This window comes from Undibacterium sp. Ji50W, from assembly GCF_049340445.1.
Classification (GTDB): Bacteria; Pseudomonadota; Gammaproteobacteria; order Burkholderiales; family Burkholderiaceae_D; genus Undibacterium.
Genome location: NZ_JBMPOX010000014.1, coordinates 21,331 through 41,245 on the forward strand (window position 1 = coordinate 21,331; position 19,915 = coordinate 41,245).

17 protein-coding genes and 1 tRNA gene are annotated in these 19,915 nt (G+C 52.1%); 16 read left to right on the top strand and 2 right to left on the bottom strand.

Going from position 1 to position 19,915, the window contains the following annotated elements; all coding sequences use genetic code 11:
• Positions 1-115 precede the first annotated feature (115 nt).
• The gene (locus ACO0K9_RS18395) at positions 116-1,318 is read left to right on the top strand and encodes an ammonium transporter (protein ID WP_422987538.1); all 1,203 of its coding nucleotides are present in this window, start codon (positions 116-118) and stop codon (positions 1,316-1,318) included.
• A gap of 94 nt (positions 1,319-1,412) precedes the next feature.
• Here the strand turns inward: ACO0K9_RS18395 and ACO0K9_RS18400 are convergent, their stop codons facing one another.
• A complete protein-coding gene (locus ACO0K9_RS18400; protein ID WP_422987539.1) occupies positions 1,413-1,982 on the bottom strand; it encodes an NUDIX hydrolase in 570 nt (189 codons plus the stop codon).
• 127 nt (positions 1,983-2,109) lie between these two features.
• Between ACO0K9_RS18400 and ACO0K9_RS18405 the strand changes: the two genes are divergently transcribed.
• From ACO0K9_RS18405 to ACO0K9_RS18415, 3 genes are all read left to right on the top strand, one after another.
• A tRNA-Met gene (locus ACO0K9_RS18405) sits at positions 2,110-2,186 on the top strand.
• Between the two features lie 235 nt (positions 2,187-2,421).
• On the top strand, positions 2,422-3,138 hold the full coding sequence (locus ACO0K9_RS18410; protein WP_422987540.1) for a hypothetical protein: 717 nt from the start codon (positions 2,422-2,424) through the stop codon (positions 3,136-3,138).
• Positions 3,139-3,249: 111 nt separating this feature from the next.
• The gene (locus ACO0K9_RS18415; RefSeq protein ID WP_422987541.1) at positions 3,250-3,657 is read left to right on the top strand and encodes a hypothetical protein; all 408 of its coding nucleotides are present in this window, start codon (positions 3,250-3,252) and stop codon (positions 3,655-3,657) included.
• Positions 3,658-3,676: 19 nt separating this feature from the next.
• Here the strand turns inward: ACO0K9_RS18415 and ACO0K9_RS18420 are convergent, their stop codons facing one another.
• Positions 3,677-3,847, bottom strand: coding sequence for a hypothetical protein (locus tag ACO0K9_RS18420; protein ID WP_422987542.1), 171 nt, complete (start codon positions 3,845-3,847; stop codon positions 3,677-3,679).
• 212 nt (positions 3,848-4,059) lie between these two features.
• On the opposite strand from ACO0K9_RS18420, the gene ACO0K9_RS18425 reads away from it, so the two are divergent.
• From ACO0K9_RS18425 to yegQ, 12 genes are all read left to right on the top strand, one after another.
• Positions 4,060-4,731, top strand: a complete 672-nt coding sequence (locus ACO0K9_RS18425; RefSeq protein ID WP_422987543.1) for a lysozyme inhibitor LprI family protein — start codon at positions 4,060-4,062, stop codon at positions 4,729-4,731.
• Positions 4,732-4,889: 158 nt separating this feature from the next.
• A complete protein-coding gene (locus tag ACO0K9_RS18430) occupies positions 4,890-5,279 on the top strand; it encodes a VOC family protein (protein ID WP_422987544.1) in 390 nt (129 codons plus the stop codon).
• Positions 5,280-5,825: 546 nt separating this feature from the next.
• Complete coding sequence (gene scpB, locus ACO0K9_RS18435) at positions 5,826-6,929, top strand: SMC-Scp complex subunit ScpB (protein ID WP_422987545.1); 1,104 nt, start codon at positions 5,826-5,828, stop codon at positions 6,927-6,929.
• Between the two features lie 19 nt (positions 6,930-6,948).
• Positions 6,949-8,763, top strand: a complete 1,815-nt coding sequence (locus ACO0K9_RS18440) for a pseudouridine synthase (protein WP_422987546.1) — start codon at positions 6,949-6,951, stop codon at positions 8,761-8,763.
• A 298-nt stretch (positions 8,764-9,061) separates the two neighbouring features.
• On the top strand, positions 9,062-9,547 hold the full coding sequence (gene rimP / locus ACO0K9_RS18445; RefSeq protein WP_422987547.1) for a ribosome maturation factor RimP: 486 nt from the start codon (positions 9,062-9,064) through the stop codon (positions 9,545-9,547).
• Positions 9,544-11,103, top strand: a complete 1,560-nt coding sequence (nusA, locus tag ACO0K9_RS18450) for a transcription termination factor NusA (RefSeq protein ID WP_422987548.1) — start codon at positions 9,544-9,546, stop codon at positions 11,101-11,103. Before rimP ends, nusA begins: the two co-directional genes overlap by 4 nt.
• 47 nt (positions 11,104-11,150) lie before the next feature.
• Positions 11,151-14,030, top strand: coding sequence for a translation initiation factor IF-2 (gene infB, locus ACO0K9_RS18455; protein ID WP_422987549.1), 2,880 nt, complete (start codon positions 11,151-11,153; stop codon positions 14,028-14,030).
• Between the two features lie 57 nt (positions 14,031-14,087).
• A complete protein-coding gene (gene rbfA, locus ACO0K9_RS18460) occupies positions 14,088-14,477 on the top strand; it encodes a 30S ribosome-binding factor RbfA (protein ID WP_422987550.1) in 390 nt (129 codons plus the stop codon).
• A 48-nt stretch (positions 14,478-14,525) separates the two neighbouring features.
• Positions 14,526-15,458, top strand: coding sequence for a tRNA pseudouridine(55) synthase TruB (gene truB, locus ACO0K9_RS18465; RefSeq protein WP_422987551.1), 933 nt, complete (start codon positions 14,526-14,528; stop codon positions 15,456-15,458).
• A gap of 123 nt (positions 15,459-15,581) precedes the next feature.
• Entirely contained in the window at positions 15,582-17,420 is a 1,839-nt protein-coding gene (typA, locus tag ACO0K9_RS18470; protein ID WP_422987552.1) for a translational GTPase TypA, read from the top strand.
• 107 nt (positions 17,421-17,527) lie between these two features.
• Entirely contained in the window at positions 17,528-18,391 is an 864-nt protein-coding gene (locus tag ACO0K9_RS18475; RefSeq protein WP_422987553.1) for a DMT family transporter, read from the top strand.
• 87 nt (positions 18,392-18,478) lie between these two features.
• On the top strand, positions 18,479-19,855 hold the full coding sequence (gene yegQ / locus ACO0K9_RS18480; RefSeq protein ID WP_422987554.1) for a tRNA 5-hydroxyuridine modification protein YegQ: 1,377 nt from the start codon (positions 18,479-18,481) through the stop codon (positions 19,853-19,855).
• Positions 19,856-19,915 lie beyond the last annotated feature (60 nt).

The window sequence follows — 19,915 nt, forward strand, 5'->3', positions numbered from 1 at the left end:
AACTTAAATTCTTCATTAAATCAATCACTTATCAATTTGCACTAAATTGGAACGTATTTTGCTTTATTGGTGCGCCATTTATATAAATCTGCACTTTTATTGGGAGAATTTTTGCATGACTGCACAAAATAGTAGCGCCGATGCATTGTTTATCTTGTTGGGCGCCATCATGATTCTAGCAATGCACGCCGGTTTTGCGTTTTTAGAATTAGGTACAGTACGCAAGAAAAACCAGGTCAATGCCCTGGTCAAGATTCTTGTTGATTTTGCCGTATCCACCATTGCCTATTTCTTCGTGGGCTATACCGTCGCCTATGGCGTACAGTTTTATTCCGGGGCCGAAGTGCTGGTTGCCAAAAACGGTTTTGAACTGGTCAAGTTCTTTTTCTTGCTGACCTTTGCCGCCGCCATACCCGCCATTATCTCAGGTGGTATTGCAGAACGGGCAAAATTTCACCCACAACTGATTGCCACAGCCTTGCTGGTAGGTGTCTTGTACCCTTTCTTTGAAGGTATCGCCTGGAACCAGCGTTTTGGCATACAGGCCTGGCTGAAAATGGCATTTTCTGAAGAATTCCATGACTTTGCCGGTTCTGTCGTCGTGCACGCTTTTGGCGGCTGGGTTGCCTTGCCCGCCGTCTTGTTGCTGGGCGCACGTCGGGGCCGCTACATGAAAAACGGTGCCATTGCCGCCCACCCGCCATCGAGCATCCCTTTCCTGGCGCTGGGCGCATGGATACTGACAGTAGGCTGGTTCGGCTTCAACGTCATGAGCGCACAAACTCTGGACAAAATGAATGGCCTGGTGGCCATCAATTCCCTGATGGCCATGGTCGGCGGCACCCTGGTGGCATTCTTGATGGGCAAGAATGACCCTGGTTTCGTCTATAACGGCCCGCTGGCCGGCCTGGTGGCGGTCTGCGCGGGTTCTGATCTTATGCATCCGCTGGGCGCGCTGGTCACCGGCGGCATTGCCGGTGCCATCTTTGTCTGGATGTTTACCTGGACCCAGAATAAATGGAAGGTCGATGATGTATTGGGTGTCTGGCCCCTGCATGGCTTGTGCGGTGCCTGGGGCGGTATCGCTGCCGGCATCTTTGGCATGAAGTCTTTGGGCGGCCTGGGTGGCGTCAGCCTCATGTCGCAACTGCTGGGCACGTTGATGGGTGTGGCGATTGCTTTTGTCGGTGGCTATGTCATCTATGCCAGCCTGAAGCAGCTGATAGGCATACGCCTGGACCCGGAAGAAGAGTTTGAAGGCGCAGATTTATCGATACACAAAATCTCTTCCACTGCCGAACGCGAAACCAGTTGGTGACGACGAAAAAAATGGGCGATCAATTCGCCCATTTTTATGCCTGCGCCCGGTTCAGTTGCGCATATCAGTCACCATTAGCCCCGATTAGCCATGATCAGCCATGCCGTATCGGCTTAAAAATATCATGCGCATGCACCTCATATTGCCCACCCTGTTTCACCTGCGCCAGGTTGGCAAAGAAAAATTTTAACGTATGCGTCGTGGTAGGAAAGGCGATGTCTTCCCAGGGGATCTGCTCTTCAGAAAATAGCGCCACTTCCAGGCTTTCCACGCCTGCCGCATAATCCAGGTCAAGCAGGGTGGCGCGATAAAACAGATGCACCTGATGTACATGTGGCACGTTCAGAATCGAAAACAGTTCATGCAACTTGATATGGGCACCAGCTTCTTCCTCGGTTTCGCGCTGCGCAGCCTGTGACGTGGTTTCATTGTTTTCCATAAAACCGGCAGGCAAGGTCCAGAAACCCAGGCGCGGCTCAATTGCACGCCTGCACAGCAAGACCTTGGTCACACCGTCTTCTTCCCATACCGGAATAGAGCCAACCACCATCTTCGGGTTTTGATAGTGGATAGTGCCGCAAGCCGGACAGACAAAACGTTCACGGGTGTCATCAGCAGGAATTTGCAAGACGACTGGGGACGCACATTCAGAACAGAATTTCATGAGAAAAAGAGTGGAAATTGGCGAATCCTCAGAGTGTAACACCTGTCCACCCAACTACCGCAATAGTCCGAATCCCATAAAAGGATTGCGCAGAGCAGCAAAACAATGTATAGTTTCATTCTTCAGACGCGGGGTGGAGCAGTCTGGCAGCTCGTCGGGCTCATAACCCGAAGGTCGTAGGTTCAAATCCTGCCCCCGCAACCAAGTATTCAAGCCCTTGATCAGAAATGATCAAGGGCTTTTTGCTTTGCTTCATTCAGAGTAAAGTAAAATCGGTAACTATTAATAGAACGAAAGTAGTTGCCGTTGTACCCACGGGAACTCAACACCTCACTTATCGATTTCTCTCACTAATGGAATAAGGCTGGCAATGCGCAATCATAATAATCTGAACAAAAAAGCACCTGGCCGCCTGACTAAAATAATCCCTGTCATCACTTTGTTTGTTTTAAGCATCACATGTCATCACAATACAAGTGCTGCTGATATGAATCAGTTACCTGCTTCTGTATTTGAGCCGACTTTTGTGACGACCGAAGGTGACTTGGAAGCCGGTAAAGTGTTTGTTGCGACTTTACCGACCTGTAAAGAAGCATTGCTGGTGTCAGCACTGCATTTGTTTGGCCCTGCGGGCGGAATGAGCAAACAGAGTACCGGTAATCAAATTGCGGATTTGGTTAAGCACATCTCGTTGATTGATATCAGCGGCAAGACAAAAATAAGTCAGTTCAAGGCACGAAGCTTGACACCGGCCAATGCTGCTTGTTGCTCCAACAAGGCAGATACTGCTGTCGGAGACGTCGTCGCCTTTGCCGCGCCGGAAGCCATGCGGGATCTGGCCTTGCCTATTTCTACAAGGCTGATGAAAAAGGGCGATAAAGTCTTTGTCCTTAGTTCCGTCGCCAGTCCCGGGGTAAAGCGCCTGAGTCATGCTGCCGTGGTGGAGGGAATGAACTCTGGTTACTGGACATATCTTTATTCAGAGCCAGGTTTTGTCATTCGTGCGACCAGTGGTGCGCCCGTGGTCAATGAAGCAGGTGAGGTGGTTGCGATTAACCTGGGTGGTGGTTCTAAAGCTGGATCGGACAAGATCATGGGCTACGGTAATCCTGCTGCAAACTGGTCACCGGCAATTGCTTCCATGTGTCAGCGCTGAGCAGGATATTGAGGTGGATATGGCATCCCATCTTGTATAAAAAGGCGTGCAAAGGTGGTCGGGGCAAGGTATGACGCTAGCATGTATCTATGATGACTATAATTGGACGTCATGATTCTTGATCGCATACTCACCGTCAATGATTACTACGATGGACCCCGTTTAGGTGTCGCCGAGTTAAATGGTGTCCCTCACATCTACCAAGCGGAACACGACCACCGCACTGAAGCACACGGGGAGCACTTTTTCCTTTCACCTATCCGCCCTGATCTGCTCGCTCTGGTTCTTGAAGATTGGCAAATTTGGCTTCGATGGAATGCTGCATACCAGCGCGGTGAAGTATCACTGGAAACTCACCCGGCACTTCCGGCAGAGCGTGACCGACATGAAATCATCGAATCCTTGATTGGTGATCAACTCAAGACCGACCCAATAAACCATGCTTACTACCGAGCCCACTTTTCATACTTGTCTGGAGAGATTTATGTGGAGTGGGTGGTCAGCCCGCGGTGCGATTAGTATATTCGCACCTTGTGGCTTACTTTTTCTCTTTGCTACCTTTGCGATAATAAATGACGCCAAGAACAAAAAGGATAATGGGCATGCCGATAGCGACAAAGCCCTCTTTACTGAAATGCTGAACATTTAGCAGGAATAAGATTGCGCCTACGATCATGCCTATCAAACCAGAAGTTTTTTTGCTCCACATATTACGCGTTCCTTTTTTTGCTGCTGATGATTGATCTTATAAAAATTGATAATGCCGTCCAGCATTTTAAGAGGATTTGATCAAAAATTGCGCTTTATATTCCCTGCGCCAGCTTGCTGGTATGCATGGACCGCATCAAGTTTGACACTTGTAATTATCGTATTTTTGAATATGCTGGCAGTTTCCCTGGCCGTGTTTTTGTGAGGTGCCTCATGATTTTTTGTCGATACCGCGTCAGCCTTGTTTTTTGCACGAGCTTGCTGGTGCAGGCAAGTCTTGCGATCAGTTCATCCGCTCTTGCGGCCAGCTTTGATTGCGCCAAGGCCAGGACGCCCACTGAAAAAGCTATTTGTGCTGAGCCATCCCTATCCAGTCTTGATACCGAAGTGGGGCAGGCATTCAAGGCGGCGCAGGCTTTGTGGCCTGCGGGAAACTGGAAGGATTTTTTGCGGGCAGAGCAGCGTGAATGGTTGAAGACCCGTGATGCCGAATGCAAGTCTGACTTGGCTTGCCTGAAGAGGAATTATGAGCGCCGTTTGACGTTTTTCCGTCATCCGCACCTGAAATATATGGGCCGTTATGTTGCCGGGGCTTGTCCGGCCAACGGCATGTATCTTGATGTGATTCCCAGCTATCCCGAAGATGGAGTAGGGATCTTGTTGTATGTTTGCCCTAAGCTGGCGGGCAATGTGCTCTTGCAAACCGCTGGCAAAGTGAATCCCAACGGTGAACTGCGTTTTGAAGATGCCGGCTGCGCGCGCACGCTGCGTTTTGAGCAAGACGTGGTGACTTTATCGGGTGTGGATAAAGGACGTTGCGCATTGTCGGTGAAAGATGATCGCTTTCAGCGTGATCCTCGTAAATCGCCTTATGAAAGCGAATAATCAATCACTTTTTTTTTGCGTGGACAAGCGTTTAACCCGCTTATTTAACCCGCTTAATTACAGGGCGCAATTTTATAGTTGCCCTCGATAGGCAAAAAATTAGTAAAATGAAATGATTGCCCTGGGTTTTCATCTTCGGCTTGCCAAGGAGGAATACCATGTCCATAGAGCTTGACCATGCGATAGTCCCAACGCGGAATAAGCTGGCTTCTGCCAAACTGCTGGCGGAATTGCTTGGCGTACCCTGGGCACCGAGCTCTCTGGGGCCGTTTGCTCCGGTGTTTGTCAGCGATGGCCTGACCCTGGATTTTATGGATACCGAGGAAGACTTCCCTATATATCACTTTTGCTTTCGTGTCAGCCCGCAAGACTTTGACGAAATACTGGGGCGCATACAGGCGGCGGGTATTGCCTACCGCAGTTCGGTGCGTGGCCCTATGGATAGACAAATCAATACAGAATATGGTGGCAGCATGATTTACTGGAATGAGCCTGATGGACATCAGTGGGAAATGCTGACGGTCAGTTATGCGCGCCAGCCGGGTTGAAGTGGATATGAATTGGTGGTCGCCTGATGTGTTGTAATAAATACACTTTTATTTGATGTGGCTCAACCGATAGTGAGGGTGCTATCTAAATCCTGTCGTGCAAATTTTCCCAATGCGTGTTAATCTCGCGCCTCACGTTTTGGCGTGGGGTTGCAAGAGGGCTTGTGGTTGGCTCTTTGGTGGTGGGGAGTGTTCAGGCAGACAGGTGTCAGGTTTATCGCGCCATTGCCGGGAGCAGCTAATTTACCGCTGCTGATCTGGAATTCATTAAAAAGCCACGTCACATCGTGGCTTTTTTATTATTTGATGACGATATTTTTGATTGTCTGTGAATTTCTGGACTACAATCCAGTGTCTACTAATTTTAGGGATTGCGCGCCGTTTGATTCAGTGCGCGACCGATCAGTCCCTACTCGCCCGCATGAAGGGCGTTGCTGCCAGGTTGGTGGCAACATAATTTATTTAATACAAAACTGGTGTGGGTCGAAGCAGCTGTTTTCAGTTGCTTTGCTGCATAACATCAACTAAACCCGTGTAATTATTTGCATGAATACTGCTGAGGCAAAACGAGTCCTCGAAACAGCCTTGTTATGCGCGCCTGAGCCGCTAACGGTCAACACCATGAAAAAGCTGTTCCAGGATGCGGACGATCAAGGTGATGTGGTCGGCGCAGATACCATCAAACTGATGCTGGAAGGTTTGCGTAACGACTGGTCGGATAAGGGCATAGAACTGGTGGCACTGTCTACCGGCTGGCGCTTTCAAAGCAAGCCGGAAATGCGTGCCTATATCGACAGGCTGAACCCGGAAAAACCACCGAAGTATTCAAGGGCTACGCTGGAAACCCTGGCTATTATTGCCTACAGGCAACCGGTTACCCGTGGTGATATTGAAGAAATCCGTGGTGTGACCGTGGCTTCGCAAATGATCAAGACGCTGGAAGACCGCGGCTGGATAGAAACCATAGGCCATCGTGATGTGCCGGGACGTCCATCCCTGTTTGCCACCACCAAGCAGTTTCTGGATGATCTGGGTCTGTCGTCGCTGGATCAACTGCCGCCTTTGCAGCAAGTGACCAAAGATGCGGCGGAGGAAGTGGTACCTGAACTGACAGCGCTGGATGAAGGCATGTTTGCCGCAGTGAATGAGGCGGTTGCTGAAAACGCGGCTGATAGTGCAGGAGCGGCCATCGTTGAAACCACCGTTGCCGATATGGTGGCTGGCGCTGACGTGGTATCAAGCGAGCTTGCACCCGATGAAGCCGTGCCTGAACAGGTGGAGACAGCATCAGAGAGGGTATCAGCTGCGGTTGTTGATGACGCTGCGGATACCGATGCCGATGCTGCGCAAAGCCAGCAAACATTGGCCGCGCAGGAAGTGGTCACCGATGCTGTCGATAGTGCGGCAGAAGCGATATCCGCACCAGCGGCAGAATCAGGTCCAGTTGTACAAGAACAAGCAGTAGAGCAAGCTGCCCCTGCACAAGAGGTGGCAGAAGTAGTGGTCGAGGCATCCGTCATGGAGCCCGGCGAAGAATTGAGTGATGTTGGGGGTGAAGCTCAAAACGTCACAGAATTGCGTGATCAGGTGGCTGATGTAGCAGCGCCGGATAGTTTACCAGGCGCGGCAGACAGCCAGTTGCCTCCATGAGAACCAAAGAATGAATCCAATGAATCCTGAAGATGTGAATGCTGACCAAGCAGATAGTGGTGCGGGCGCAAATGATAATGGCCCGGCTGGTGCCGATGAAGCGAAGCCTGCCAAGCGCGGTGTACGTGGTCCGCGCAATATGCGTCGTTCCCGACCGAAGACCGAAGGCGCAGAGGCAGCAGTAGAAGCCGCCGGTGATGAAGTGCCTGCATCCGCAGAAGCAGCTTCAGGCGAGGCACCGGTAAAGAAGGCACGTGCCCCCCGCGCCCCAAGAGCGCCGCGCGCCCCGCGTGCCGTCAGCGCAGAAGCAGGCGAAGACAAACAGCCCGTGGCTGAGCAGGCAGTGCCTGTGGAAGCAGGCCAGCAGACAGAGCGTAGTGAACGTGCAGAACGCACAGAACGTCCGCCACGTGGCGATCGCGCAGAGCGCGGCGAACGTCCGGCCCGTGGCGACAGGGCAGAGCGTGGTGACCGCGCCGAACGCGGCCCGACCGAACGTGGCCCACGCCCAAATGCGGCCCACGCCGCCAGCAAATCCAAGCGCCCGCAACAGCAGGCACGCGGTGGCCGACCTACAGGTAATAATGCCGATGATGTGTTTTCTTTTGTGACGTCTGAAGCGTTTGATGTCTCGTCGCTGGATGATGCCAAAGCTAAAGGCCGTGCCAAGCCAGTGCGCCGTGACCTGACTGCGGATGATGACGCACCTAAATTGCATAAAGTATTGGCCGAAGCTGGCCTGGGTTCGCGCCGTGACATGGAAGAACTGATCGTCGCTGGTCGTGTATCCGTGAATGGTGAGCCGGCCCATATCGGCCAAAGAATTCTGCCGACTGACCAGGTGCGTATCAATGGCAAGCCCATCATGCGCAAAGTCAGTAAAAAACCGCCACGCGTGCTGATTTATCACAAACCGGCTGGCGAGATTGTCAGTAACAGTGACCCTGAAGGCCGTGCTTCGGTATTTGAAAGCCTGCCGACCATGAAGGTAGGCAAGTGGCTGGCAGTAGGGCGCCTGGATTACAACACCGAAGGTTTGCTGCTGTTCACCACATCTGGTGATCTGGCTAACCGTCTGATGCACCCACGTTATGGTATCGAGCGTGAATACGCCGTACGTACCCTGGGCGAACTGGAAGAAGGCATGCGTCAGCGTTTGCTGGCAGGTGTCGAGCTGGAAGATGGTCTGGCGCAATTCTCCAAAATTACCGATGGTGGTGGCGAAGGCGTCAACAAATGGTACCGCGTCATTATTGGCGAAGGCCGTAACCGTGAAGTCCGCCGCATGTTCGAAGCAGTTGGTCTGACGGTGTCGCGCCTGATACGTACACGTTATGGTGCCATGACTTTGCCCGCGAATCTGAAACGTGGCCGCTGGGAAGAGCTGGAAGAAGATGCAGTACGCAGTCTGCTGAAAATCAGTGGCCTGGAAAAAGTGGGTGGCGACAAGCCGGCACCAAAAACCGGCAAGCCGTTTGGCAATAAAACGCCGGGCTTTGGTTCTGGCCCATTTAGCCAAAAGCAAGTCGGCTTCCCTATGTCCAGTGGGCGTGGTGAAAGTGGACGTGGCGAAGGTGGCCGTGGCGAATACGGTGCAGGTCGTGGCGGTAGCGGTGCCAATGGCAACAAGGCGGGCGGCAATGCTGGTAATAACGCCGGTAATAATGCCGGTAACAATGCCAATGGCAAAAAACGCAGCCGTCAGCCAGACCCGATGCAGACTGCATTGGGTTTCCCTGATGCCGGGCAGCAACGTCGTGGCCCGACCTCGCGCGGAAGTGGCCAGGCCATAGGGCAGGGGATCGCGGCGCGCAGGCGTTCTCGCGGTGCCTGAGCACCTGCTTTTGCCCTGTTTTGTGGCAGATGGTCGTGTTGAAATTACCTCGTTTTCCATTGCGACGAGGTAATTTATCGTTTATAATCTTGTAGTTAGCAGAATTTGCCTTTATTGATTTCAAATCTTGGCGCTACAAAAAAGATGGGCAGTAGCCCATTTTTTTTTGGTTTTCCCGATTATCGGTTTGATGTGGCAGTCGCGGAGCGACGCCCGTTGCGTGAGTTTTGCCGGTTTTTTGGTGGTGCATGCTGACCTGGTTTGTGAAATGTGAAGCAGTGTTTTTCGGAGAATAAGTTTGGCTTTGTTGGATTTGATAGAGAAAACCGTCAATGGTACCGGATACGATCTGGTGGATTTTGAGCAGGCCGAGCGCGGTCTGTTCCGGGTTTATATTGATTTTTTACCGGAAGACCTTGAGCGCGGCAATATCACGGTGGAAGACTGCGAAAAAGTCAGTCACCAGTTATCGCATGTGCTGACGGTTGAAAACGTCAATTACAGTCGCCTGGAGACTTCTTCTCCCGGTCTCGATAGGCCGCTCAAAAAAGCCGCTGACTATGTGCGCTTTGCTGGTGAGAAAGCCAATGTGAAATTGCGTATGCCCATGCCGGGCACGCCAAATCGCAAAACTTTCGAAGGCGTCTTGCACGAGCCCGAAGGTGAAAATCTGAAGCTCGAATTTGAAGTAAAAGATGGGTCGGCCATGCTGGAGTTTACGCTCGCCGATGTGGATAAGGCACGCCTCGTGCCGCAAGTGGATTTTAGGAGTCGCAAAGCATGAGTCGTGATTTGTTGTTATTGGTGGATGTGCTGGCGCGTGAAAAGAACGTCGATGAAGAGGTTGTTTTCGGATCGCTGGAGCATGCTTTGGCGCAAGCGACAAAAAAACGTTTTCCCGGTGAGGTTGATATTCGCGTAGAAATCGACCGAGATACTGGTGAATTTCGCTCTTTCCGTCGTTGGCATGTAGTGCCTGATGAAGCAGGCCTGCAATTACCGGATCAGGAAATCCTGCATTTTGAAGCAGTCGAAGATGATCCTGAAATCCAGGTCGATGACTACATCGAAGAAGAAATTGAATCGGTAGACTTTGGTCGCCGTTTTGCCCAGGATACCAAACAGGTTGTCTTGCAGCGTATCCGCGATGCGGAACGTGAACAGATCCTGGCGGATTTCCTGGAACGTGGTGATTCACTGGTAACCGGTACCATCAAGCGTATGGAACGTGGCGAAGCCGTGGTTGAATCCGGCAAGATCGAAGCCCGTCTGCCGCGTGACCAGATGATCCCTAAAGAAAATCTGCGCGTTGGTGACCGTGTTCGTGCCTACATCCTGCGCATAGACCGCAATGCACGTGGCCCGCAAGTTATCTTGTCCCGTACTGCGCCAGAATTCATCATGAAACTGTTCGAGCTGGAAGTGCCAGAAATCGAACAGGGTTCCTTGATCATCAAGTCCGCCGCGCGTGACCCTGGTGTGCGTGCAAAAATTGCCGTGTACACCAGCGACAAACGCATAGACCCTATCGGCACTTGTGTCGGCATGCGTGGTTCACGCGTGCAGGCCGTGACTGGCGAACTGGGTGGCGAACGTGTGGATATCGTCTTGTGGTCTGAAGACCCGGCGCAATTCGTCATCGGTGCACTGGCCCCGGCGAATGTCTCGTCCATCATGGTCGATGAAGAAAAACACGGCATGGACGTAGTTGTCGATGAAGAAAACCTGGCAATCGCGATTGGCCGCAGCGGACAAAACGTTCGTCTGGCTGCTGAATTGACGGGCTGGCAAATCAACATCATGACAGCTGAAGAGTCTGCCAATAAAGCCGAGCAGGAAACCGCCGGTATCCGCAGCCTGTTCATGGAAAAACTCGACGTCGATCAGGAAGTCGCTGACATCCTGGTAGATGAAGGTTTCTCCAGCCTGGAAGAAATTGCTTACGTACCGATCAGCGAAATGCTGGAAATCGAAGCCTTTGACGAAGATACCGTCAATGAGTTGCGTAATCGTGCCCGCGATGCCCTGCTGACAGAAGCGATTGCTTCCGAAGAAGGTCTGGAAGGCATGGATGATGAACTGGTCAACCTCGAAGGCATGACCCGTGTCACCGCAGGTAAGCTGGGTCTGGTTGGTATCAAGACACTGGCAGCTTTTGCCGGTTTGGCATATGACGAATTTGGCGCGATCCTGGCATTGTCTGCCGACCGCGCCCGTCAATTGATTAAAGAAGCATTTGAAGATGTGACTGATGATGAGATGAAACTCATCGACGCTAAATATGATGATCAGGCCAAGGCGTTGTTAGCCAAAGCCTGGAAACTCGTAGAAGCTAAGTAATTCACGGGTTTGAATCTCATAACGCGCACATAGAAAAAGAGGACTGAATGGCGAGTAACAATGTAGCCCAATTTGCCACCGAGCTGAAGATGTCAGCAGATTTGCTGCTCACGCAATTGCGTGCGGCGGGCGTCAGTAAGAGCTCGACCTCAGATTCGCTGACAAAGGAAGACAAAGATAAGCTCCTTGAGCATCTGCGTCGTTCCCACGGCGTATCTGCGGACACAGAAAAGAAAAAAATCACCTTGACTCGTAAGGAAACGACCGAGATCAAGCAGGCGGATGCTACTGGGAAATCTCGTACCATTCAGGTTGAAGTGCGTAAAAAACGTACCTTCGTCAAACGTGATGATGCCCCTGCTGATGAAACACCGGGCGTAGCACCGGTAGTTGATGCTGCAGAACAGGCACGCAATGAAGAAGAAGCGCGTCGCGAAGCAGAGCTGATTGCACGTCAGGAAGCAGAACTGCTTGAAAAGCAAGAGCGTCTGGCCAAGCTGGAAGCTGAAAAAGAAGCCCAGGCGCAAGCCATGCGTGAAGCTGAATTGGCAGAAGCCGCCAAGGCAGAAGCTGAACGAGTGAAAGCGGAACAGGCTGCTGTGGCTGCCAAGACCGTTGACGTCAAATCGCCAGATGCCAAGTCTGCGGATGTGAAGCCAGTGCAAGCTGCGGTGGACGAAGATAAAAAACGTCTGGATGCAGAAGACGCAAAGAAAAAAGCAGCGACCGGCGTCAAAGAAGCGGTTGAGCGCGCTGCGGCAACTGAAAAAGCCCGCAAAGCAGTGGCGGATGAAGTTGCGCAAATTAAAGAAATGATGAATGCAGCACGCCGTCCGGCGAAAGCACCGGAACCGGTTGTTGCTGCCGCACCTAAAGTTGCTGAAGGCACCTTGCACAAACCTGCTGACAAAAAAGTCGCAGAGAAAAAGCCGGGCGCACCTGCAGAGAAAAAAGACGAGAAGAAACCAGCCGTTGCTGACAAGAAGGCGATCAAATCTGCCAACGTGTCTTCCACCTGGCAGGACGATGCTGCGAAAAAACGCGGTGGTGGCCTGAAAACCCGTGGTGATACTTCCGGTGGCCGTGATGGCTGGAAAGGTGGTCCTAAAGGCCGTCGCAACAATCACCATGATGACCGTGAATCCAACTTCCAGGTGCCGGTAGAAGCCATCGTCAAAGATGTGTTTGTACCAGAAACCCTGACAGTGGCTGAACTGGCACACAAAATGGCGGTCAAGGCATCCGAAGTCATCAAGCATTTGATGAAACTGGGCCAGATGTGCACCATCAACCAGGTACTTGATCAGGAAACAGCAATGATCCTGGTGGAAGAGATGGGTCATAAAGCCTTTGCTGCAAAACTGGATGATCCTGAAGCCATGCTGACGGATACCACTGAGCACGGTGAATATGAATCCTTCCCGCGCGCACCGGTAGTGACTGTCATGGGTCACGTTGACCATGGTAAAACTTCCTTGCTGGATTACATCCGTCGCGCCAAAGTCGCGTCTGGTGAAGCTGGCGGCATTACCCAGCATATTGGTGCTTACCACGTTGAAACACCGCGTGGCATGATCACCTTCCTTGATACACCAGGCCATGAAGCGTTTACCGCGATGCGTGCTCGTGGTGCCAAGGCGACCGATATTGTTATTCTGGTAGTGGCTGCTGACGATGGCGTCATGCCGCAAACCAAAGAAGCGATTGCCCATGCGAAAGCAGCTGGCGTGCCTCTGGTGGTGGCTATCAATAAAATAGACAAGCCAGGTGCCAATGCAGATCGCGTGACACAAGAGTTGATCGCTGAAAGCGTCGTGCCTGAAGAATACGGTGGTGATTCACCATTCGTACAGGTATCGGCAAAAACTGGCCTGGGTATTGATTCCCTGCTGGAACACGTCTTGCTGCAAGCTGAAGTGCTGGAACTGAAAGCACCGAAAGATGCACCTGCCAAAGGTCTGGTCGTGGAAGCGCGCCTGGATAAAGGTCGCGGTACTGTTGCCACTATCCTGGTGCAGTCCGGTACCTTGAAACGTGGTGACGTGGTATTGGCCGGTTCTGCTTATGGCCGTGTCCGTGCGATGCTGGATGAAAATGGCGCGAATATTGCCGAGGCTGGTCCATCCATCCCGGTAGAGATTCAAGGTCTGACAGAAGTACCGTCCGCCGGTGAAGAAGTGATGGTCATGGCTGACGAACGCAAAGCGCGTGAAATCGCCTTGTTCCGTCAAGGTAAATTCCGTGACGTCAAACTGGCGAAACAGCAGGCAGCCAAGCTTGAAAACATGTTCGAAAACATGGGCGAAGGCGAAGTCAAGAACCTGCCTATCATCGTCAAGACCGACGTACAGGGTTCGCAAGAAGCACTGGTGCAATCCCTGGTCAAGTTGTCGACCAGCGAAGTACGTGTACAGGTGGTGCATGCAGCAGTTGGCGGCATTTCCGAATCCGACGTCAACCTGGCAGTCGCTTCCAAGGCAGTCATCATCGGCTTTAATACCCGTGCCGATGCATCTGCCCGTAAATTGGCAGAATCGAACGGCGTTGACATCCGCTACTACAACATCATTTACGATGCAGTAGATGAAGTCAAAGCAGCCTTGTCCGGCATGCTGGCACCAGAAAAACGCGAACAGATCATTGGTATGGTCGAGATTCGTCAGGTGTTCGTGGTCAGCAAGGTTGGCGCGATTGCCGGCTGTCTGGTTACCGACGGCATGGTCAGACGCACCTCTTCTGTCCGTTTGCTGCGCAACAACGTGGTTACCTGGACAGGCGAGCTGGATTCGCTCAAGCGTTACAAAGACGATGCCAAAGAAGTCAAAGCCGGTCTGGAATGCGGTCTTTCACTGAAAGGCTACAACGAGATTCAGGTTGGCGATCAGCTTGAAATATTTGAAGTACAAGAGATAGCACGTACTCTGTAACTCAAGATAACCCCGGACCAGTTCCGGGGTTGTGGTTTATGGAGATGTAAGAAAATTATGGCAAAACATAGCAAAAATATCCCCGGTCGTGGCCTGCGTGTAGCAGACCAGATTCAACGTGACCTGGCAGAAATCATCTGGTCTGAACTGAAAGACCCGCGTGTAGGCATGATCACGCTGACAGAAGTGCAACTGACCCCCGATTACGCGCATGCAAAAGTGTATTTCACCACGCTGGTAGACGACCCTGTTGCGATCAAGAACACCATTGAAGCCCTGCTCAAGGCATCCGGTTTCCTGCGCAATCAACTCGGTCTGCGTCTGCACATCCATACCTTGCCGCAACTGCATTTTGTGCATGACACATCCACCATCCGTGGCATGGCCATGTCAAAACTGATCGATGAAGCCAACGCCACCCGCGCCAAAGACGACGGCGAAGATTGACCAAAGACTTGATATCAGCACGCGGCCCGGCAACGGGCTGCTGACAACATGACGACTCCGCAGATAAAAAGAAAGCGCGTGCCCGTGCACGGTGTATTGCTATTGGATAAACCGGTTGGTTTTTCCAGCAATGATGCCCTGATCAAGGCCAAGCGTTTTTTGAATGCCGCCAAAGCCGGGCATACCGGCACGCTGGACCCATTCGCCACCGGCTTGCTGCCTTTGTGCTTTGGTGAAGCCACCAAGTTTTCCCAGGATTTGCTGGAAGCAGATAAAACCTATACCACCTTGGTACACCTTGGCGTCACCACCACAACCGGCGATACCGAAGGTGAGGTGCTGGAAGAAAAACCGGTGAATGTCAGCCTGGAACAAATCCAGCAGGCATTGCAGCAATTTACCGGCCCCATACAGCAAGTGCCACCCATGTATTCAGCGCTCAAGCGCGACGGCAAGCCCCTGTATGAATATGCGCGTGCCGGTATCACGCTGGAACGTGAAGCGCGCAGCGTCGTCATTCATGAGCTGGAATTGCTGGCCTATGAGGCACCTTTCCTGAGCCTGAAAGTCAAATGCAGCAAAGGCACCTATGTGCGGGTGCTGGGTGAAGACATAGGCGCCACGCTGGGCTGTGGTGCCCATCTGAAAGAATTGCGACGCATAGGCGTCGGCCATCTTGTTTTGGAGAAATCCATTACCCTGGCGCATCTTGAAAGCCTGCCCGAAGCAGAGCGCCTGGCCTTGCTGGACCCGGTCGATGCCTTATTGTCCAGTTTTGCCCCTGTCTACCTGAACGACGAACTGTCGCGCCGGTTTTTGCATGGCCAACGCCTGGCATTAAACAAAGAAGAAGTCACATTACCCATTGAAACTGGCCGCGTTCGCGTCTATCGTGAAACGGACAGACAACTACTGGGTTCTGCCCAGTTGCAGGAATACGGCATCCTTGCGCCAGAGCGCCTGATTGTCACTGAACATTGAATTTGTCATCGCACGGTAGCAACTCCTTGAAATAATAGGAGTTTTTCTGCTTTTGCGATGCAACATGTTATAATCGCAGGTTATCCGATTTACCTCATAGATTTACCCAATAAGAACGCTATCATGTCTACTACAAAACGCGCTATTCGTAACATCGCCATTATCGCCCACGTCGATCACGGCAAAACCACTCTGGTTGACCAGTTATTGCGTCAGTCCGGTACTTTCCGTGACAACCAGCAGGTTGATGCCCGTGTGATGGATTCGAATGATATCGAAAAAGAGCGCGGTATCACCATTTTGTCCAAGAACTGTGCTGTTGAATACAAGGGCACACACATCAACATCGTCGATACCCCCGGCCATGCTGACTTTGGTGGTGAAGTAGAGCGTGTTTTGTCCATGGTGGACAGCGTTTTGCTGCTGGTGGATGCACAAGAAGGCCCAATGCCGCAAACGCGTTTTGTGACGCGCAAAGCGCTGGCACTGGGTTTGAAACCTATCGTTGTCGTCAACAAAGTCGATCGTGAAAACGCCGACCCACAAAAAGCCGTCAACGCGACTTTTGAACTGTTCGACAAACTCGGCGCAACCGATGAGCAACTCGATTTCCCTATCGTGTATGCATCCGGTTTCAAAGGCTATGCAGGTCTGGAAGATTCCGTGCGCGAAGGCAACATGGAACCCTTGTTCGACGCTATCCTGAAACACGTTCCTGCGCGTGAAGATGACCCGAATGGCCCGCTGCAATTGCAGATCACTTCTCTGGAATACTCTTCCTACGTTGGTAAAATCGGCGTTGGCCGTATCCTGCGCGGTCGCGTCAAGGCATTGCAAGACGTCGTCTGGATGAACGGTCCTGACGACAAGCCAACCAAGGCACGTATCAATCAGGTACTGACTTTCCAGGGTCTGGATCGCGTACTGGTTGACGAAGCCTTGGCTGGCGACATCGTGCTGATCAACGGTATTGAAGAAATCGGTATCGGCTCCACCATTTGCGCCCCTGATGTACCAGATGGCCTGCCTATGCTGAAAATCGATGAACCTACACTGACCATGAACTTCATGGTGAATAGTTCCCCACTGGCTGGTCGTGAAGGCAAATTCGTGACCACACGTCAGATCCGTGATCGTCTGGACCGCGAATTGAAATCCAACATGGCCTTGCGCGTGGTGCAGGCTGAAGGTGATGATTCCACCTACGAAGTGTCCGGTCGTGGTGAGTTGCATCTGACCATCCTGATCGAAAACATGCGTCGTGAAGGTTTCGAGCTGGCTGTATCCCGTCCACGCGTGGTCTTCAAAATGGTCGATGGCGAACGTCACGAACCCTATGAAAACCTGACTGTAGACGTAGAAGAAGCCAACCAGGGTGGCGTCATGGAAGAGTTGGGTCGTCGTCGTGGTGACCTGCAAAACATGGAACCGGATGGCAAAGGTCGTGTTCGTCTGGAATACCGTATTCCTGCGCGTGGCCTGATCGGCTTCCAGGGCGAATTCATGACACTGACACGCGGTACAGGCTTGATGAGCCACGTGTTTGATGAATACGCACCCGTCGACAATTCCAAAGGTGAACTCGGTGGCCGTCGCAATGGCGTACTGATCTCGCAAGATGATGGCGCAGCAGTTGCCTACGCTATCTGGAAATTGCAAGATCGCGGCCGTATGTTCGTCAGCCACAATGACCCAGTATACGAAGGCATGATCATCGGTATCCATTCCCGTGACAATGACCTGGTAGTGAACCCGATCAAAGGCAAGCAATTGACCAACGTTCGTTCTTCCGGTACAGATGAAGCGGTGCGTCTGGTTCCACCTATCCAGATGAACCTGGAATATGCGGTTGAATTTATTGACGATGATGAACTGGTTGAAGTCACACCTAAGAGCATTCGTCTGCGCAAGCGCTTCCTGAAAGAGCACGAACGTAAAAAGGCATCACGCGAGGTAGCGTAATCCCTGCTTATTGACGCGGCAGTGCCGCGTCAATATCAACCCGTTTCGCTCTTGCTGTATGCCAGAGCCAAACGGGTTTTTTTATTTGGATCAAAATGCAACATAAAATGACGCATCGCAAAGCGGTGATACTGATGATCTGCGCCGCGACCTTGTGGAGTATCGCCGGTGTATTTACCCGTCACCTGGAAGTGGCACGTGGTTTTGAAGTGACTTTCTGGCGCAGTTTTTTTGCTGCCCTGTTCATTGCCGGCGTCATGCTCAGGCAATACAAGTGGGCCTTTATCCCGCGTCTGCGCCTGCTGGGCAAGTTGGGCATCTTGTCGGGCTTTATGTGGGCCACCATGTATAGCTGCTTCATGATTGCGCTGACCATGACCACAGTGGCAAATACCTCGGTCATGGAAAGTCTCTCGCCCTTATTTACTGCCTTGCTGGCCTGGCTGGTATTGCGCCAGAAAATCCCCGCCCGTACCTGGTGGGCGATTGCTGCGGCCTGCGTCGGCATGGGCTGGATGTTTATCGGCAGTATTTCAGAAGTTGATAGCCGTGGCCTGCTGGGCATGCTGATCGCCTTTGGCATACCGCTGGCAGCATCGGCCAATGTCATCATTCTGAAAAAAGGTGGGCATGCAGTTGACCTGGTGCCTGCCGTGTTCATGGGCGGCAGCATTTCTGCACTGCTGATGCTGCCATTCGCCTGGCCGTTTCATGCCTCGCTGCATGACATTATTATCCTGGCCATCCTGGGTTTTTTTCAGCTGGGTTTTCCTTGCATGCTGATGGTCAAAGCATCGGGCAGCCTGACTGCGCCAGAAATCGCCTTGCTGTCTTTGCTGGAAGTCTTGCTGGCCCCCATCTGGGCCTGGCTGGGGGCCGGTGAAGTGCCTGCCACTGCCAGCATCTATGGCGGTGCTGTAGTGCTGGTTGCCCTGGTTTTCAATGAGCTGACGGCCATGCGCGATGATTGATCTGCATCAAATAGCGGGAAGGTAAATTTTGCAGGGGCAGGGCGCGGTTATACAATCGCGGACATTTTTCTTTTCGGATGACCCGCCATGATTGCTACTCCCGTCAAAGCCCCTGAACTTCTCTTGCCCGCCGGTTCGCTGGAAAAAATGCATGCCGCTTTCGACTTTGGTGCCGATGCGGTCTATGCAGGGCAGCCACGCTATAGCCTGCGTGCACGCAATAATGAATTTTCTACCCTTGATGTATTGCAGCAAGGTATAGATGGTGCCCATGCACGTGGCAAGCTGTTTTTTGTCGCCAGCAATATCTTCCCGCACAATAGCAAACTGAAAACCTATCTGCGCGATATGGAACCCGTCATCAACATGAAGCCAGATGCCCTCATCATGGCTGATCCCGGCCTGATCATGATGGTGCGCGAAAAATGGCCAGAAGTGCCAGTGCATCTTTCAGTGCAGGCGAATGCCGTCAACTGGGCCGATGTCAGATTCTGGAAAAAGATGGGCCTGACCCGTGTCATCCTGTCGCGTGAATTATCGCTCGATGAAATAGAAGAAATCCGCCAGCAATGTCCGGATATGGAACTGGAAGTGTTCGTCCACGGTGCCTTGTGCATCGCCTATTCTGGCCGCTGTCTGCTGTCCGGCTATTTCAATCACCGCGACCCCAATCAGGGCACCTGCACCAATTCCTGCCGCTGGGATTACAAGGTAGAAAACGCCACCGAAAATGAAACCGGTGACCTGGCACGTATCCCGGTCGAGAGTATCAAATTCAATTACCAGCAAGCGCTGGAAGAAGCCAATCAATCTTTTTCCGCCATGGGCGACCTGCCGCGCCATCCCCTGGCAGATCGCCCTTACCTGATAGAAGAAGGCGGCAAACCTGGCCAGTTCATGCCCATACTCGAAGACGAGCATGGTACCTACATCATGAATTCAAAAGACTTGCGCGCCGTAGAACATGTAGAACGCCTGGCTAAAATCGGTATCGATTCATTGAAGGTCGAAGGCCGCACCAAGTCCTTGTACTATGTCGCCCGTACCGCCCAAACCTATAGGCGTGCGATTGATGATGCAGTGGCCGGTCGTCCGTTTAATACCGACCTGTTGGGCCAATTGAATGGCCTCGCCAATCGCGGTTATACCGACGGTTTTTATCAGCGCCACCATACGCAAGAACATCAAAACTATATGGAGGGTGTATCGAAGGCGCATCGCAGCCAGTATGTAGGCCAGGTTTTGCACGTGGCAGATGGCTGGGCAGAAGTCGAAGTCAAAAACCGTTTTGCCGTCGGTGATGAGATAGAAATCATCTCGCCAAATGGCAATGAAATTATCCGGCTGGCAGAGATGCGTAATAGCGATAATCAATCCCTCAACATCATCGGCGGGGCAGGGCATAAGGTACGCATTCCGCTGGATGCCAAATATGAAAAAGCATTGCTGGCCAGGATGTTGTGATGGCTGTCATGTTTGGCGTGTAATAATCTGCGCTTTCCACGCTGCGCCCTGATGGGGCGA

Bases quoted from the DNA above. Each gene is read 5' to 3' on its own strand.
- ACO0K9_RS18395 (WP_422987538.1), top strand. From the start codon at position 116: ATGACTGCACAAAATAGTAGCGCCGATGCATTGTTTATCTTGTTGGGC.
- ACO0K9_RS18400 (WP_422987539.1), bottom strand. From the start codon at position 1,982: ATGAAATTCTGTTCTGAATGTGCGTCCCCAGTCGTCTTGCAAATTCCT.
- ACO0K9_RS18415 (WP_422987541.1), top strand. From the start codon at position 3,250: ATGATTCTTGATCGCATACTCACCGTCAATGATTACTACGATGGACCC.
- ACO0K9_RS18420 (WP_422987542.1), bottom strand. From the start codon at position 3,847: ATGTGGAGCAAAAAAACTTCTGGTTTGATAGGCATGATCGTAGGCGCA.
- ACO0K9_RS18425 (WP_422987543.1), top strand. From the start codon at position 4,060: ATGATTTTTTGTCGATACCGCGTCAGCCTTGTTTTTTGCACGAGCTTG.
- ACO0K9_RS18430 (WP_422987544.1), top strand. From the start codon at position 4,890: ATGTCCATAGAGCTTGACCATGCGATAGTCCCAACGCGGAATAAGCTG.
- scpB (WP_422987545.1), top strand. From the start codon at position 5,826: ATGAATACTGCTGAGGCAAAACGAGTCCTCGAAACAGCCTTGTTATGC.
- ACO0K9_RS18440 (WP_422987546.1), top strand. From the start codon at position 6,949: ATGAATCCTGAAGATGTGAATGCTGACCAAGCAGATAGTGGTGCGGGC.
- nusA (WP_422987548.1), top strand. From the start codon at position 9,544: ATGAGTCGTGATTTGTTGTTATTGGTGGATGTGCTGGCGCGTGAAAAG.
- infB (WP_422987549.1), top strand. From the start codon at position 11,151: ATGGCGAGTAACAATGTAGCCCAATTTGCCACCGAGCTGAAGATGTCA.
- rbfA (WP_422987550.1), top strand. From the start codon at position 14,088: ATGGCAAAACATAGCAAAAATATCCCCGGTCGTGGCCTGCGTGTAGCA.
- truB (WP_422987551.1), top strand. From the start codon at position 14,526: ATGACGACTCCGCAGATAAAAAGAAAGCGCGTGCCCGTGCACGGTGTA.
- typA (WP_422987552.1), top strand. From the start codon at position 15,582: ATGTCTACTACAAAACGCGCTATTCGTAACATCGCCATTATCGCCCAC.
- ACO0K9_RS18475 (WP_422987553.1), top strand. From the start codon at position 17,528: ATGACGCATCGCAAAGCGGTGATACTGATGATCTGCGCCGCGACCTTG.
- yegQ (WP_422987554.1), top strand. From the start codon at position 18,479: ATGATTGCTACTCCCGTCAAAGCCCCTGAACTTCTCTTGCCCGCCGGT.